14 protein-coding genes are annotated in these 16,672 nt (G+C 39.3%); 7 read left to right on the forward strand and 7 right to left on the reverse strand.

The genetic code is table 11. The features are described 5' to 3' along the window. Positions 1-78: 78 nt before the first annotated feature. A complete protein-coding gene (locus HX129_RS14320; protein WP_130074237.1) occupies positions 79-1,311 on the forward strand; it encodes a beta-ketoacyl synthase N-terminal-like domain-containing protein in 1,233 nt (410 codons plus the stop codon). A 72-nt stretch (positions 1,312-1,383) separates the two neighbouring features. Beyond that, on the forward strand, positions 1,384-1,836 hold the full coding sequence (gene hemJ, locus HX129_RS14325) for a protoporphyrinogen oxidase HemJ (protein ID WP_130074236.1): 453 nt from the start codon (positions 1,384-1,386) through the stop codon (positions 1,834-1,836). Positions 1,837-1,958: 122 nt separating this feature from the next. On the opposite strand, the gene HX129_RS14330 is transcribed toward hemJ, so the two are convergent. From HX129_RS14330 to HX129_RS14345, 4 genes are all read right to left on the reverse strand, one after another. Further along, a complete protein-coding gene (locus HX129_RS14330; RefSeq protein ID WP_286434580.1) occupies positions 1,959-2,885 on the reverse strand; it encodes an AEC family transporter in 927 nt (308 codons plus the stop codon). Positions 2,886-2,980: 95 nt separating this feature from the next. Beyond that, the gene (locus HX129_RS14335) at positions 2,981-4,093 is read right to left on the reverse strand and encodes an NADH:flavin oxidoreductase/NADH oxidase (protein WP_286434578.1); all 1,113 of its coding nucleotides are present in this window, start codon (positions 4,091-4,093) and stop codon (positions 2,981-2,983) included. An 11-nt stretch (positions 4,094-4,104) separates the two neighbouring features. Then, complete coding sequence (locus HX129_RS14340) at positions 4,105-6,261, reverse strand: TonB-dependent receptor domain-containing protein (protein WP_286434576.1); 2,157 nt, start codon at positions 6,259-6,261, stop codon at positions 4,105-4,107. A gap of 41 nt (positions 6,262-6,302) precedes the next feature. Beyond that, positions 6,303-7,577, reverse strand: coding sequence for a carbohydrate porin (locus HX129_RS14345; RefSeq protein WP_286434574.1), 1,275 nt, complete (start codon positions 7,575-7,577; stop codon positions 6,303-6,305). 401 nt (positions 7,578-7,978) lie between these two features. Here HX129_RS14345 and mutM point away from each other — a divergent pair, with 401 nt between their 5' ends. After that, positions 7,979-8,830: a bifunctional DNA-formamidopyrimidine glycosylase/DNA-(apurinic or apyrimidinic site) lyase gene (gene mutM, locus HX129_RS14350; protein ID WP_130074231.1), complete on the forward strand. Its 852-nt coding sequence runs from the start codon at positions 7,979-7,981 to the stop codon at positions 8,828-8,830. Then, entirely contained in the window at positions 8,827-9,111 is a 285-nt protein-coding gene (locus tag HX129_RS14355) for a peptidylprolyl isomerase (protein WP_130074230.1), read from the forward strand. The genes mutM and HX129_RS14355 overlap by 4 nt, the downstream gene beginning before the upstream one ends. 18 nt (positions 9,112-9,129) lie before the next feature. Here the strand turns inward: HX129_RS14355 and HX129_RS14360 are convergent, their stop codons facing one another. From HX129_RS14360 to typA, 3 genes are all read right to left on the reverse strand, one after another. Continuing rightward, positions 9,130-9,777 carry a hypothetical protein gene (locus HX129_RS14360; protein WP_130074229.1) on the reverse strand — a complete coding sequence of 216 codons (648 nt, stop codon included), beginning with the start codon at positions 9,775-9,777 and terminating at the stop codon, positions 9,130-9,132. A 102-nt stretch (positions 9,778-9,879) separates the two neighbouring features. Next, entirely contained in the window at positions 9,880-10,305 is a 426-nt protein-coding gene (gene mscL / locus HX129_RS14365; RefSeq protein ID WP_130074228.1) for a large conductance mechanosensitive channel protein MscL, read from the reverse strand. A gap of 320 nt (positions 10,306-10,625) precedes the next feature. Beyond that, entirely contained in the window at positions 10,626-12,461 is a 1,836-nt protein-coding gene (gene typA / locus HX129_RS14370) for a translational GTPase TypA (protein WP_130074227.1), read from the reverse strand. A 174-nt stretch (positions 12,462-12,635) separates the two neighbouring features. Here typA and HX129_RS14375 point away from each other — a divergent pair, with 174 nt between their 5' ends. The 3 genes from HX129_RS14375 to HX129_RS14385 all read left to right on the forward strand — a co-directional run bounded on the left by HX129_RS14375 (position 12,636) and on the right by HX129_RS14385 (position 16,578). Beyond that, entirely contained in the window at positions 12,636-14,009 is a 1,374-nt protein-coding gene (locus HX129_RS14375; RefSeq protein ID WP_130074226.1) for a uracil-xanthine permease family protein, read from the forward strand. Between the two features lie 71 nt (positions 14,010-14,080). Beyond that, entirely contained in the window at positions 14,081-15,115 is a 1,035-nt protein-coding gene (locus tag HX129_RS14380; protein ID WP_286434570.1) for a methyltransferase, read from the forward strand. Further along, a complete protein-coding gene (locus tag HX129_RS14385) occupies positions 15,115-16,578 on the forward strand; it encodes an amino acid permease (RefSeq protein ID WP_130074224.1) in 1,464 nt (487 codons plus the stop codon). Before HX129_RS14380 ends, HX129_RS14385 begins: the two co-directional genes overlap by 1 nt. Positions 16,579-16,672 lie beyond the last annotated feature (94 nt).

The following is a 16,672-nucleotide window of genomic DNA, read 5'->3' on the forward strand; positions in this document are numbered from 1 at the left end:
CTTTCGCCATTGCGATAGAAAACTAAAAACGCTTAAATGAGCCCATTGTATCGCTTATTTTAAAATAAAGGACTTTGTATGAATCGTCGTGTTGTGATTACGGGTATGGGTATTAACTCATGTATCGGAAATACATTAGAAGATGTGACCCATTCTTTACAAAATGGAATTTCAGGCACACGTCATAACCCGACTTATGAAGAACTCAATTTTAAAAGCCATGTCAGTGCTGCGGCTGAACAAGATTTTGACCATATTGACCGTAAACTTAAACGTTTCATGGGCGTATGTGCAATGTATGCCTATAATTCTGCGGTCGCTGCGGTTGAACATGCAGGTTTAACTCCTGAACAATTGGGTGGCAATCCACGTTATGGTATCGCAGGGGGTTCAGGCGGTAACTCAACTGCCTCTGTTGCTGAAATGATTAAATTACTTGAAGAAAAAGGTGCACGTAAAGTAGGACCTTTCTTCGTTCCACGTAATATGTCAAATACCATTACTGCAAACGTCGGTGTAGCCTTCAAATTACAAGGTGTTGCACACTCAATTACCAGTGCTTGCGCAACTTCTGCAGATGCGATTGGTTATGCATATAACCTGATTCAATTGGGTAAACAAGATTTAATGCTTGCAGGTGGCGGTGAAGAAGATCATTGGTCACAAAGCTTATTATTTGATGCGATGGGCGCACTGTGTTCTAAATATAATGAAACACCTGAAACAGCATCACGCCCTTATTCTGCTGACCGTGATGGTTTCGTGATTGCAGGTGGTGGTGGTTTCGTGGTTCTTGAATCACTGGAACATGCTCAAGCACGTGGTGCAAATATCTTGGCTGAAGTGGTTGCTTATGCTGCAAACTCTGACGGTGCTGACATGGTTGCACCATCAGGCGAAGGTGCGACACGTTGTATCTTGATGGCACTTGATGAAGCAAAGCAACACGGCGTAGAAAGCATTGACTATGTAAATACACATGGTACATCTACACCTGCAGGTGACGTAACTGAGTTAAAAGCCATGGAGCGTGCTTTTGGTGAAGGTCAAGTTCCACCATTGAGTTCAACAAAGTCAATGACAGGTCATAGCTTAGGTGCTGCGGGTGTACAAGAAGCCATTTATTCTGTACTGATGATGCAAAATGACTTTATTGCACCAAACATCAATGTCACAGAATTAGACGAAGGTGCAAAACCATTCGACATCGTACTTGAAAAACGTGATGCAAAATTGAATACTGTCATGAGTAACAGTTTCGGTTTTGGCGGTGTTAATGCATGTCTCATTTTCAAAAAATGGGAAGGCTAATTTGAAAATGGTTGATCTATTACTCCAATAGGTCAACCACTTCCGCACTGCCCTTTACATAAGGGTGATTTGATGGATGCTCCTTCTGATGCTTTCCTCTGGGTAAAAGCATTTCATATTATTGCAGTGGTCTGTTGGTTTGCTGCATTGTTCTACCTCCCACGCCTCTATGTTTATCATGCGATGAGCGAAGATCAGCTTAGCCATCAACGCTTTGAAGTGATGGAACGCAAATTATATCGAGGCATCATGTGGCCTTCGATGATCATCACACTGATCACCGCCCATTTCCTCGTGGATTGGGGGGATGCAACACGTCATTATCACGAAGCACTGTGGTTCTATCTGAAAGTAGGCTTAGTGGGTTTATTGGTCATTTATCATTTTGTTTGTGGTTATTACCGTAAAAAACTCATTGGCAATGCACATTACAAATCACACAAATTTTGGCGTTTTTTTAATGAATTACCCACCTTAATTTTACTTGCTGTGGTTATTTTAGTGGTGGTTAAGCCCACATTTTAAGCCCCCATATTTTAAAAACCTCCACACGGAGGTTTTTTAATTTTTTGGCTTATATAAAATTTCAAATACCCTAAATATCCATTGAGCAACTTATTTTTAACAATCCTTTTTATTGGGAATATTCACCACCACAATGCAATCAGCGCACTAATGATCACGAAACCCAAAAATGTACTGATCATCAACGGTGTTAAGGTTTTTTGATCTTGCAACTGATAGGCTTGTGAGAAAATAATAAAAGCCGCAGGCATCGGTAAAGCCGCAATAATCGTACCTGCATAAAGCATTTCCTGACTGACATTTGGCATCCAAGACAAGCCTGTAAATACTGCTAATGGCATCATGATCATTTTAGCAAACACCAAAAATACACTTTCCATATCAATTTTTTGAATCGATAAACCCACCAAACCACCACCAATAACAAAAAGTGCAATGGGTGAAGCTGTTTTACCTAGCAAATCTAATGCTTGATGCAGTTGAGTGGGTAATTGAATCTGAAAAAATGCAAAACTCAAACCCAAGATCACCGATAAAATCACAGGATTTTTTAATAACTTAAGTAAAGTCTGACGGAGTAATAATCCAAGATTTTGCTGTTGCTGCAAACCCATTTCAGCCAAAGCCAACACCATCGTCACTATGATGACATTTTCCACAATCAAGGTTAACGAGATATAAACGGTCGCCTGATTTCCCATCAGCAAGGTTAAAATTGCAGTCCCAATAAAGCCCGTATTTGACATTGCACCGCCCATCGCAAATACCGCAGCATGGCTAAACCGATGTTTAAAAAAGTAATAAAAAACCAGAAATACAGTCAAATATAAGAGAAAAGACACAGTCGCATAGACAAAGAAATAGCTTGGATACCAAATTTCATGCAAATCTTTAGAAGCCAAAGCCACAAACAATAATGCAGGAAGAGAAATGCGAATCACAAAAGCACTCAGTGCTGAAATTTGTGCTTTATCAATAAGATTGATTTTTACACTCAAATATCCCAAAAAAATGAGGATAAAAATAGGTAAAAGCACTGAAAGTACCATTGGGTAAATCCTTTTTCCGTATGGTAAAAATAAAAAGAGAAATATATCCTAAAATATATTTCTCAAAATCTTAAATACCATTAAGGCATAACTTTTTACTCAAATGGCGTAAAGAGACTTTTCAATGCATGGGGCTGACAACGCAGATATTGTGGTGCAATAGCCACTTGTGCATTCAACACAGCTGCTGCATGCCAAGGCCAACGTGGGTCATACAAAATTGCTCGTGCCAATGCAATCGCATCAGCTTGTTTATTTTGTAAAATATTTTCTGCTTGTTGTGGCTCAGTAATCAAACCCACAGCAATCACAGGAATATTCACATGTTTTTTGATTTCAGTAGCAAAAGGTACTTGATAATTTGCACCGATTTGAATGTTTTGCTGTACATGTAAACCACCTGAAGAGACATGAATATACACCGCACCGCATTGTTCCAATGCTTTAGCAAGGTCAATGCTAGAAGCGACATTCCAACCGCCCTCTTCATCCATCCAATCTGTTGCTGAAATACGTACCCCAATTGGATAATCAGCAGGCACTGCGGCTTTCATCGCTCTCGTCGCTTCTAGAGTCAGGCGAATACGATTTTCAAAACTGCCACCATACTGATCTGTACGGTGATTAGACAATGGTGACATAAATTGATGCAGTAAATAGCCATGTGCAGCATGAATTTCAATTAAATCAAACCCTGCCTCTACTGCACGTTTTGCCGCAGCTGCAAAATCAGCAATGATTTGTTGGATCTCATCAACGGTCAACGTATGTGGTGCAACATCATCTACATTAAATGCAATGTTACTCGCTGAAACTGTTTGCCATCCTAAATCTTGCTCAGGTGCAATCTGTCCCTTGCCCAACCAAGGTTTATCCGTAGAGGCTTTACGTCCTGCATGTGCTAACTGCACAGCAAAAGGCATCGGTGAAAGGGTTTTTACTTTTTGTAGCAACACCTTAATTTTGTCACGCTGTCTATCATTCCATAATCCGACATCGGCATAGCTAATTCGACCTTCTGGCTGTATGGCTGTTGCCTCAATGATACACAACCCCGAACCTGACAATGCGTAATTTGCCCATTGCTGTTCATGCCAATAGGTCACTTCACCTTGCTCAGTGGCAGAATATTGGCACATTGGTGCAATGATGATTTTATTATTGAGTTTCAGTTGTCCAAATTGAATCGGTTGAAATAGCAATGACATGTAAATTTTCCTTAAAATGCTTTTGTAATATGTAATCCTGCGCTCCAATTCACCCCATCCGCAGGTTCAAAGAAACGCCCATTTCCATCATTTACAATCACAGAACCAATATAATTTTTATCAAAAATATTATCTACACGGGCAAAGGTTTTAATTTTCCAATCATGATTTTTCCAAATATACCCCATATTGGCGCTGGTCACGGTATAACTTGGCGCAGCATCACTATTACTATCATTGACATAAATTTTATCCATATAACGAACATCTATGCCCGCATTCAAACCTGTTTCAGGTAACCATCCCAAACTTACATAGGCTTGGTTTTTGGCAATCCCAGGAATGACATTATCTTTTGGAATTTTACCCGCAAGCACTTCATGTTGATCATTTAAAATTTCAGGAACATCTGCATTAAACGTAGCATCTAAATAACTATAAGAGGCTTGTGCCGTAAAATCTCGCCATAATTTTTTATTCCAAGACAGCTCTAGCCCTTCACGTAACGTCTGCTCTGCATTGCGAAAGGTATTTCGTCCATTATTTGACTGCCCTGAGACAATGTCGTCTTGGGTTTTACTTTGAAAAATTGCTGCAGTGAATTGCCCTAAACGATTTTTGGCTTTCAAACCGATTTCATAATTATCACTTGTCGCAGGTTTTAACGCAAAATTAATGCCTGACGTTGCCAAGGTTGGATAAGCCATTTCAGTAAATGTCGGCGTTTCAAAGCCTTTAGAATAACTAAAATAACTCATCAGATGTGGAGAAATATCCCAAGTCAAAGCAGCAGAAGGTAATACTTTGTCATAATCCGTTTTACCACTATCATCGCCATTTACACCTTTTACATAATGATCTTTCGACTCAAAATGGACATTGCTATAGCGTAAACCTGCATCTAATCGCAGTGCAGGAATCAACTGCCAAGAGGCTTGCAGATAGGGATCTAAATTCCATAAAGTATTTTTTTCATCACGACGCAGATCACCCTTTACCCCATAATTCGGCTGATTTTGCGGATTTAAAATAAAGTTTTCATAACCTTGACGATCTTCATTCATTGCATCATAAGCGACACCTACGCTCAAGCGTGTATTCGGCAATAACGCTTTGCCTGTCCAACGCAGATCTGCACCATAGTAATCACGTGCAAAGTCAATTACGCCACCTGCATGACGAGGATTTTTTTGAGCACTATTGGGAATCGATTGATACTGGGTCACTTCACGATGACCAAAATATGCCATTGAATAAAGTTCATTTTGATCATTCAATGGTTTAGTCCAATTGATCCCTGTTTGCGTTTGATTAATTTCTTTTCGGACATCAAATTGTTTTAAAAATGGAACTTGTTGTTTCGGATTGGCTTGCCATTGTTCACGGGTCAATCCTTGTGGATCATCAGCATTGATATCAACATGATTCACGGTCCAATTAATTTTAGAACCATCCTCCAAATCCCAACTGAGCTTGGCATTACTGAGGACTTTTTTCGCATCACTATGTTCACGATAACCATCCGTCGCAAAATACGACGTACTGAGCACATAACTCGGCTCATTGGCTTGATCTGCACCGCCTTGCAAGACAATGTCGGCACGATTTTTATCATGACTCCCTGCCGAATATCCTAATTGTATAGAGTCTTGCCCTTGCCCTTCTTGGGTTGTGGTTAATATCGTTCCACCTGAAGAATTACCATACAAGGCTGAAAATGGTCCTCCAAGAACTTCTATATCTTTTAAGCTACTCAAATCAATATTCGAAGTTTGCCCTTGACCATCAGGCATTGTTGCAGGAATCCCATCCACATATAAGCGAATGCCACGTACGCCAAACGTTGAACGTGCGCCAAAACCACGCATCGACAACTGTAAATCTTGGGCGTAATTTTCACGATTATTCAGTTGTAATCCCGGCACGCCTTGCAATGTTTCAGTCAGATTAACCCCGAAATTATTCGCTTGCTCTTTTTGTTCAATCCGATAAACCGAAGCAGGTGTATGCAACCATGTCGTATCGCTACGCGTTGCGTGTAAAGTCAGTGTATCCAAAAGCTGAACGGGTTCTGATGTCCCCGTTTCAGCATAAAGTTGTTGACTAATACATGCTGTTAAACAAAGTAAGCTAAAATTTAGAGAGATAAATCGTATATTACTTTGCATCAGCATATTCCTTATGTTTGTTTTACATTTTAAAAATAAGACTAGAAAATAACTTTCGAGCCGAATCCAACCACAAAAGCATCATCCACTTTATTTGTTGCACCTGGATGTACAACATACTGAACTAAAGGACGTAACATCAACCATGGGGTTGGATAATAGGAATAATTAAGTTCCATATTATATTCTGCACTTTGATTCAGCACTGCAGCTTTAGGCGCTCGATAGCGCTCATTGACATGCACGCGATTCACAGCAAAACCTAAAATATCATTGGGATGACCATCAAAAAGACCAATATATTTCAAACCGAGCTGCTGAGAATTATCCACTTGTGTGGTTGTTTGATCATGAAAGGTAAAATTACCAAAGCTATGTAAACCACGGCGACCTTCGCCTGTAGATGTCAGTTGTTGTTCAAATGAAAGCCAACCACCATAACTGCGGTCTTTACCGACTGTACCTGCTTTATAAGCAACATCATATTGATTCTTTGCATCATCAGCCGTATTGTACAACAGCCCTGCACGGTAACTACCTGCTAAATTGTTAATTGCTGTTTTCGGAGACCATACGGTTTCAGCTAAAATATTAAACCCATCTGCATTTTGGGTATCTAAATTCCAACCGTGACGTTCTAAAGCATTTTCAGGGTTATATTCAAACACACCCACTTGTGTAAACAACTCAGGTTGTATTTGCCACTTTAAGCGCCCGCCCCATTGTGAAACAGGTGTGTTGTACCATAGCTTACCTTGCCATTTCCCCATCTGCGCAGCACAAAAAGCATTGCTTTGGAAATCGCATGCCATTGTATTAAATTCTGTTCCCAAGCCCATGCGCCCAATACGGACATTCACGCCTTGTGCTTTAAAATTTTTTTCAATATATAATTCACTCAAACGACTCCCTGAGTTACCACGCCCCCAATTGGCTTGAGAATTGGCAAATTGTGGTGCACTTGGGTCTTGAATCCCTTCCAAACTGGTACTTTGCCCCTGACGAGCGGTCACCATAGCACGTACCGTCACCCCATCCCAACCAGCGAGTTGTTCAAGATTTAGCGTTGTTCCTGCGGCAAATTGTGTCCCAAATGTCGGCGATTGATGTGCGTCGTAACCACCGTCCGCCAAATATGAACCATCCATTGCAATATTGGCATCAAATTTAATACCTTGTTCTGCAAGCGCAGTGCGTTTACCGCCCCAGTCTCCTGTTAAAGTTTTTCCATTGGGGTCAAATGCAGATTCTGCATGTGTAGCTGACATTAAAGAAGCAGTTGAAATTGCCAATAAAGAAAGCGCAATAATTTTCATAGCAGAGCCTAATTTAAAACTGTATAAATTTTGTTTGTAGGGTGTTAGATATCTATAATTAAGAGAAACATCACATTTACAACCTACAAATATGCTGCAATGGCATTGCTTACAATGGATGCCATTACAGTTTTATTACAAGAAAATTACACATTTTTATGAACTTCCACTAGGTGATTATTTTTATGAGTAAATAAACTTTTTTTTATATAATATCAGCTCATCTTATTACCAATTGTTTAGTATTATTAAATTTTACTCACTGAATCCTCATTTTGTCTGTACATGTATTAACAATGCACCATCGCAACTGACCTGTATATTTTTAGAAAACTTTCTTGAACTGACAAATTTCACTACAATATTATTCTTATCTTATTATTCTCCTGTTCAACCGCCTTATGCCTGAATTACCAGAAGTTGAAACTACCAAAACCAGTCTTTTTCCATTACTCGAGCAAAAAGTAATCTCTGTACAAGTTCGGGAATCACGCTTACGTTGGGCAATTCCTGATGATCTATCAAAATTAGTTGGGCAAAAACTGATTCAACTAACTCGCCGTTCTAAATATATTTTGGCTGAATTTGAACACAATACCATGCTTTGGCATTTGGGAATGTCTGGCAGTTTTCGTTTATGTGATGCACATGAAGAACTGCGTAAACATGATCATTTAATTATTGATTTTGAAGACATTCAACTCCGTTATCATGACCCACGCCGCTTTGGTTGTATTCTTTGGTTAGATGAACACTCACAAAGCAAACTGATTGACACTTTGGGGCCTGAACCCCTCAGTGCTGAATTTACAGCAGAATATTTGACTGAAAAATTAAAAAATAAACAAACAGCCATAAAAGTTGCCATCATGGACAATCATGTCGTGGTCGGTGTGGGTAATATTTATGCAACCGAAAGTTTATTTAATTTAGGCATTCATCCTGCCCAACCAGCTAAAACACTGAATTCAACCCAAATTGCTAAATTAGTAATTGAAATTAAACGTATTTTAAAGCAAGCCATAGATTTGGGTGGGTCAACCTTACGTGATTACACTAACGCTATGGGTGAAAATGGTTATTTTCAGCAAACCTTACTCGCATATGGTCGTGCAGGTGAAATGTGCGTAAATTGTGAAACAACATTAGAAAATTTAAAACTTGGACAACGTGCGAGTGTATTTTGCCCACAATGCCAACCCTTAAAAAAAATCAAAGTCGTTCAACCCTCATCAAAAGGTAAATCCCAATGAAAACTGCAATTGCTCGTCATATTTTGGTGAAAGATAAGGACTTAGCTCAACAATTAAAACAAAAAATCTTGGATGGCGCTGACTTTGCTAAAATTGCTAAACAGCACTCTACTTGCCCTTCAGCGAAAAAAGGCGGTGAATTGGGGGAAATTAAAAAAGGGGATTTAGTTGCGCCCATCGACAAAGCTGTGTTTAGTTTAGCTGAACGCGAACTTCATGGGCCAATTAAAAGTCAATTTGGCTTTCATTTGTTAGAAATCAAATTCCGTATGGACTTTTAAAATTGAAATAACAATAAATTAAGGACTTTGTTCTAAGCTGTTATAGTTTTCAATAAAGTCCGCATATTCATTGATATAGCTTCTAAACATCTCCGCACGAGTAGCAAAATAAAACACCTCATTGCCATTTCTGACAATATTTTCAGGCGTTTTACCATTGCAAAAACCATGATTAGAAAAGACAGCTGACTTCAATGTACTGTAATGCTGAATGGCTTGTGCCTCACTCTCGAAGCCAAAAACCAACATCGTAAAGTCTGGAAAATACTTTTTCTTTTCACCTATTCCCACTTTACTCTTTGCAGTGTAAATTCGTAATCCTTCGCCTTTAACTTGGAGTACTTTGTTCAGATCACAATCATTTTCTGACCAATTTTTACCACTTTCACTTTCAAATAACTCAAAATTTTGCTTTAACAACTTAACTTGTAAAGCATTCATTAAGACTTCATTTTCATTAATATTATTGGCTTCTATTGTTTCATATTGTGTTTTTTGATTAGGAATGTCTTCAAAAGTCAGTTGTTGATTTAATTCTGATGTATTTTCATTTTTGCTATTGGGCAGCGCAATTTTTTCTAATTCAGGATCTACTTTACTTTTTTGGGGTTCACTACATGCAAATAGACTGAAAATCATTAAACTTATCAGTAGTTGTTTTTGCATGTTCTGTTCCCTTCCCTTAATTTTAAATCCTTTATTCATAGTACACATAAAAAACGGTACCTCAAAGTACCGTTTAATATACATGATAAATACTGAAAAGGGTTATTGACGTTTTTTCAATTCATCACGAATTTCACGTAATAATTCAATATCTTCTGGCGTAGCTGCAGGTGCTGCTTCCACAGGTTTACGGATTTTATTTAAGAATTTAACCAACAAGAAAACCACCCAAGCTAAAATTAGGAAGTTTAAGAAAATTGTAATAAAGTTACCGTAGGTTAAAACGTTAATTCCCGCTTTAGTCAACTCATCTAAAGATTGTAAATTGTTTGGATTATCTCCTAATACGAAGAATTTTTGCGTAAAATCAACACCGCCTCCTGTAATCACAGTGATCAGTGGCATAATGATATCTTTCACAAGAGAGTCAATAATTTTACCGAATGCACCACCGATGATGACACCGATCGCCATGTCCATCATATTGCCTTTGACAGCAAATTCTTTAAATTCTGAAACAATACCCATGTGTATCTCCACGCTTGCTTTTGCGTACTTTTTATGTGACGAAGTATACATTAATTTCTAATATATATTTCCGCCTAATTTACTAGGTTTTAAAGAACTTCCTATATTTTTTTTCATTTTATACAAAAAGTATACTTTTCCACGATTTAATATTAGTCTGAGCCCTTAGGATTACTCAAACTAAAAACTGGCTTTGCAATAAAATATTCGACAAATACCATGATTTTCAAATCATACGCACCATAGCCCAAATCAACCAGACATTTAGTTTAAGCATAAAAAAACCGCCAATATATGACGGTTTTTTTGAAACTGTAAAATTAACCGTTACGGTTACGTTTACGTTCGTTTTCAGTCAACCAGCGTTTACGGATACGGATTGACTTAGGCGTTACTTCAACTAATTCGTCGTCTTCGATAAATTCAAGCGCTTGTTCAAGCGTAAATTCAATGTGCGGAACGAGAGTCAACGCATCATCAGTACCAGAAGCACGTACGTTAGTTAACTGTTTCGCTTTAGTTGGGTTAACAGTCATGTCGTCTGAACGTGAGTTAATACCAACGATCATACCTTCATAAACTTCTAACTGAGGTTTAGCGAATAGACGGCCACGGTCTTGTAAGCTGAATAGTGCATAGCCCAAGCAAGTACCTTGAACCATAGAAATCAACACACCGTTTTGACGTTTCGCAACAGTACCTTGTTTCATTGGACCGTAGTGCGAGAAGCTTGAAGTCATGATACCTGTACCTGAAGTCATAGTTAAGAATTCAGAACGGAAACCAATCAAACCACGTGAAGGAACTGTTGCTTCAATACGGATACGGCCTTTACCGTCAACTTCCATATTGGTCATTTCACCTTTACGGTGACCCATTTGTTCCATTACAGCGCCTTGGTGCTGCTCTTCAACGTCAAACGTTACGTTTTCGTATGGCTCTTGTTTTTCACCATCAATTTCTTTCAAGATTACTTGTGGACGAGATACGCCCATTTCGAAACCTTCACGACGCATGTTTTCAATCAGAACTGAAAGGTGAAGTTCACCACGACCAGACACTTTGAAACGGTCAGGACTGTCAGTATCTTCAACACGTAATGCTACGTTGTGAATCAATTCGCGATCTAGACGTTCACGGATATTACGTGAAGTAACAAACTTACCTTCTTTACCCGCAAACGGTGAATTGTTGACTTGGAAAGTCATCGAAACTGTAGGTTCGTCTACAGAAAGTGCAGGTAAAGCTTCAACTGCTTTCGGATCACAAATCGTGTCAGAAATATGAAGTTCATCAATACCCGTTACACAAACGATGTCACCAGCAGAAGCTGATTCAACATCAATACGCTCTAAACCATGGTAACCCATAATTTTTAAGATACGACCGTTACGTGTTTTACCGTCTTTGTCGATGACAGTTACAGGTGTATTTAATTTCACTGAACCACGTTGAATACGACCAACACCGATAACACCAACGAAGCTATTATAGTCGAGTGAAGACACTTGCATTTGGAATGGACCGTCAACGTCAACTGCTGGTGGCTCAACGATATCTACAATTGTTTCGAACAATGGCGTCATGTCTTCAGCAAGTTCTTCCGGTGATGGACCCGCCACACCACGAAGACCTGAAGCGTAAACGACTGGGAAGTCTAACTGTTCGTCAGTACCACCAAGGTTATCGAATAAGTCGAATACTTGGTCAATTACCCAGTCTGGACGCGCGTTTGGCTTGTCAACTTTGTTAATGATCACGATTGGTTTCAAACCACGTGCGAACGCTTTTTGTGTTACGAAACGCGTTTGTGGCATTGGGCCTTCTTGAGAGTCAACAAGAAGAAGTACGCAGTCAACCATTGACATTACACGTTCAACTTCACCACCGAAGTCGGCGTGTCCCGGGGTGTCGACAATATTAATACGATATTCAGTATCAGTACGTTTATCTAACCATTTAATTGCAGTGTTTTTTGCAAGAATGGTAATACCACGTTCACTTTCAATAGCGCCAGAATCCATGACACGTTCAATCTCGCCCGCACGTTCACCGAGCGCACCTGATTGTTGTAAAAGTTTATCAACTAAAGTTGTCTTCCCGTGGTCGACGTGAGCAATAATAGCAATATTGCGGAGAGTTTTAATATCTGACATGTAAATTCGATACGCCTAAAGTTTGAGGGCAAATTATACAGAAAAATCTTAACTTTTAGTAGTGACAGTTTATGGACTGTTACAAGTTTTTTTCACAATAACGGGCTTTTTATTTTGTAAAAGAGTGTAAAGAGATTAGAATAGCACCATCTTGCCGCTGTTCTCCCAATCCCCATGTCCGATTTAAATACCTCTCAAGAGCAACAACAAGGTCAAATTGATCTTGTTTATGGCTTAAATGATCGTCCAAAACCGTTGATCGCATTTTTTGCAGCTCTACAACATTTACTTGCCATTATTGTCCCAATCGTGACACCAGGTTTGCTCATTTGTTTAGCGCTCGGCGTTTCCACACACGATACCAACATGATTTTATCCATGTCTTTGGTGATTTCAGGGATCGCAACCTTTTTACAATGCAAAAAAGTAGGACCCTTTGGTGCAGGATTATTGATTGTCCAAGGGACCAGTTTTAACTTTATTGGTCCGATTATCGGGATTGGTTCAGCAATGGTTGCTGCAGGCACACCTGTAGAAGCGGTCATGGCTTCGATTTTTGGTGTTGTCATTGCAGGCTCATTTATTGAAATGGGTGTATCACGTATTTTACCTTGGGTGAAAAAACTCATTACCCCATTGGTTACAGGTATTGTCGTACTACTTATTGGTCTGACTTTAATTAAAGAAGGTCTGATCAGTATGGGTGGCGGCTATCAAGCCATGGAAAATAAAACCTTTGCCAGTACTGACAACTTAATTATGTCATGTACCGTATTGGCCATCATCATTTTACTCAACCGTTTTAAAATCGTATGGCTAAAAAGTTCTGCAATCTTGATTGCATTAGTCATTGGTTATGCGCTCGCTGGCTATATGGGTTATCTGAATTTTTCAGGTTTAAAAGATGCACCTTTAATCCAAGTACCAACACCGATGCATTTTGGTCTAAGTTTCTCTTGGAGCTTATTCATACCCATGGCATTTATTTACCTCGTGACTTCTTTAGAAGCAATTGGAGATGTCACTGCAACCTCTAAAATCTCCAACCAACCTGTTGATGGTCCTGTATGGATGCAACGTATTAAAGGTGGTGTACTGGTCAATGGTGCAAACTCATTCCTTGCAGGGATTTTTAATACTTTTCCAAGTTCAGTATTTGCACAAAATAACGGTGTAATTCAGCTTACAGGTGTTGCAAGTCGTTATGTCGGCATCTGGATCGCGATCATGCTGATCGTTCTTGGCCTATTCCCTGCGGTTGCAGGTGTGATCCAAGCTGTTCCACAAGCTGTACTCGGAGGTGCGGTCATGGTGATGTTTGGTGCAGTGGCTGCATCAGGTATTAACATTTTGTCAGGTGTTAGTCTTGATCGTCGTGCATTATTGATTATTGCAATTTCTTTAGCACTCGGTTTAGGGGTTGCTCAAGTTCCTCAAATTTTAGAGCATCTTCCTGAATTACCACGTAATATTTTTAGCTCTGGTGTGGCAACAGGCGGTATTTCAGCTTTGATCTTAAATTTAGTTTTACCTGAAACTAAAAAATAATTGAGTAATTCCTTATAATGCCCAGTTTTGACTGGGCATTATTGTTCAAACTTTTCTAATGGATGGTGATTATGGAGCCAAGCAGTGAAGTTGTCATTCGACAGCATGACTACCTTTCTGGACGTGTATTATTGGTCAATGCGCCAACGGATGATCTACTTTCAAATTTAGCTCATGACATCGAAGCCAGCGTTTGGACATGGAATTTTAATGAATTTCAATATTTCCAAAACTTAAAGGCCAATGTGCATTTTGGTACAGATTTACCTACGCATGATTTTGATCAAGCAATCGTATTTGTGCCAAAATCAAAAGAATTACTCAATTATATTTTGCACAATTTAGTCAGCCGCTTAGCAATAGGTGCGTCTATTTTCCTTGTTGGTGAGAAAAAAGGCGGTGTTGAACGAGCATCAAAACAGTTACAGCCCTTTGGTCAAGCCATCAAATTGGACAGTGCTCGTCATTGTCAAATGTGGCAACTGACAACTGACAAAACGGTACATGTAAAACCTTTAGCAGAATGGGTTCAACATTATCCAGTTGCAACGCCTGCAGGCGAACTGACCATTTGTGCGCTTCCGGGCGTGTTTAGCCAAAATCGTCTTGATGTCGGTACTGCAGTGTTGTTACCGTATTTATCACAAGTGACTTCAGGCAAAATTGCTGATTTTGGTTGCGGTGCGGGTGTGATCAGTGCATATTTATGCAAGCTAAATCCGAAAAATCGTATTTTTGCTTTGGATGTAGATGCTTTTGCTTTAGCATCCACCCAAATGACCTTTGAAAAAAATAATTTACCCTTAGAACAACTCGAAATAAAAGCAGTGACAGGGATTGATGATGCGCCATTGTTTTTGCACGCGATCGTCAGCAATCCTCCATTTCACCAAGGAATTCAAACCGATTACAATGCCAGTGAAACACTGTGCAAAACTGCAAGACGACATTTAAAATCAGGTGGCGAATTATGGATTGTGGCGAACCGCTTCCTCAATTATCCATTACTTATTGAACAAAGTTTTGGTCAATGTGCGACCAAAGCTGATCAACAAGGTTTTAAAGTGTTATTCGCCAACACTCAAAAAAATCTTAAGGAAGCATGATGAGCGGACAAGATCATCCTCAACTCAAGCGTAAGCTCGGCGCTCGACATTTAAATATGATCGCCATTGGTGGTTCAATCGGTACAGGTTTATTCCTAGCATCAGGTCAAACCATTGCCACAGCAGGACCCGGCGGTGCATTACTTGCTTATGCCTTGATTGGTGTCATGATTTATTTCTTGATGACCAGTTTAGGCGAACTCGCAACACATAACCCAACATCAGGTGCATTTTTTACCTATGGTAATAAATATGTCGAAGAAGGTTTTGGCTTTGCACTCGGTTGGAACTACTGGTACAACTGGGCAATTACTGTTGCCTTTGAATTGGTTGCAGTTCAATTCATCATGAAATTTTGGTTCCCTGATATTCCTGGAGTCTGGTGGAGTGCAATCTTCCTTGCCATCATTTTCTTTATCAATGCCTTAACTGTGAAAGGCTTTGGCGAAAGTGAATTTTTATTTTCATTGGTTAAAGTGATTGCAATCATTTTCTTCATTGTGATTGGTTTATTCATGATTGGTAAAATTATGCTTGATCCAACACAGTCTGTGACCAAAAACTGGACCATTGGCGAAGCACCTTTTGTGGGTGGTTTCCAAGCCTTAGTTGGCGTGGCTATGATTGCAGGATTTTCATTCCAAGGGACTGAAATGGTTGGGGTTGCTGCGGGTGAGTCGAAAGATCCAAAGAAAACCATTCCAATTGCCATTAAGCAAATTTTCTGGCGTATTCTATTATTTTACATTTTATGTATTTTCATTATTGGAACATTGGTTGCTTATACCGACCCAAGTCTCAAACTTGCTGCCGAAGGTGATGGTAATATTACCCTTTCACCATTTACCCTGCTCTACGAAAAAGCAGGGTTAGCTTTTGCTGCAGGTTTGATGAATGCCGTGATTTTAACTGCAATCATGTCTGCAGGTAACTCAGGTATGTATTCTTCTACCCGTATGTTATTTGATATGGCACGTCAAGGACGCGCACCGAAATGGTTTGCTAAACTTGATCTACGTGGCGTACCGATGAATGCCTTGTATGCAACAACTGCGATTGCAGCACTGTGTTTCCTGACCACGCTTTTTGGCGAGAATGAAGTCTTTACATGGCTATTAAACATGTCAGGAATGTGTGGCTTTATTGTTTGGTTAGGTATTGCAATTTCGCATTATCGCTTCCGTAAAGGTTATTTGGCGCAAGGTTATAAATTAGAAGATTTGGCATATCGTGCAAAATTCTTCCCATTTGCCCCTTGGTTTGCGTTCATTCTTTGTACCATTGTTGTCCTTGGACAAAACTATGAAGCATTCCTCAACGGTGACTGGATGAGTGTACTATCGACCTATATCAGTCTTCCACTTTTCCTCGCAATTTGGCTGATCTATAAATTTAAAAATGGCTCAAAATTGATTGCCTATAAAGATATGGATGTAAAACCAATGGACGAAGATAAAGCATAACTGTATTAAGCTTCATTTTATTACATGTGCTTAGCCCTATTTTGATAGGGCTTTTTTATTACAAAATGAATATTTCAAATTTTTTTAAATTAAA

It is taken from the genome of Acinetobacter sp. 251-1, from assembly GCF_030329305.1.
In the GTDB taxonomy this organism is placed as follows: Bacteria; Pseudomonadota; Gammaproteobacteria; order Pseudomonadales; family Moraxellaceae; genus Acinetobacter; species Acinetobacter piscicola_A.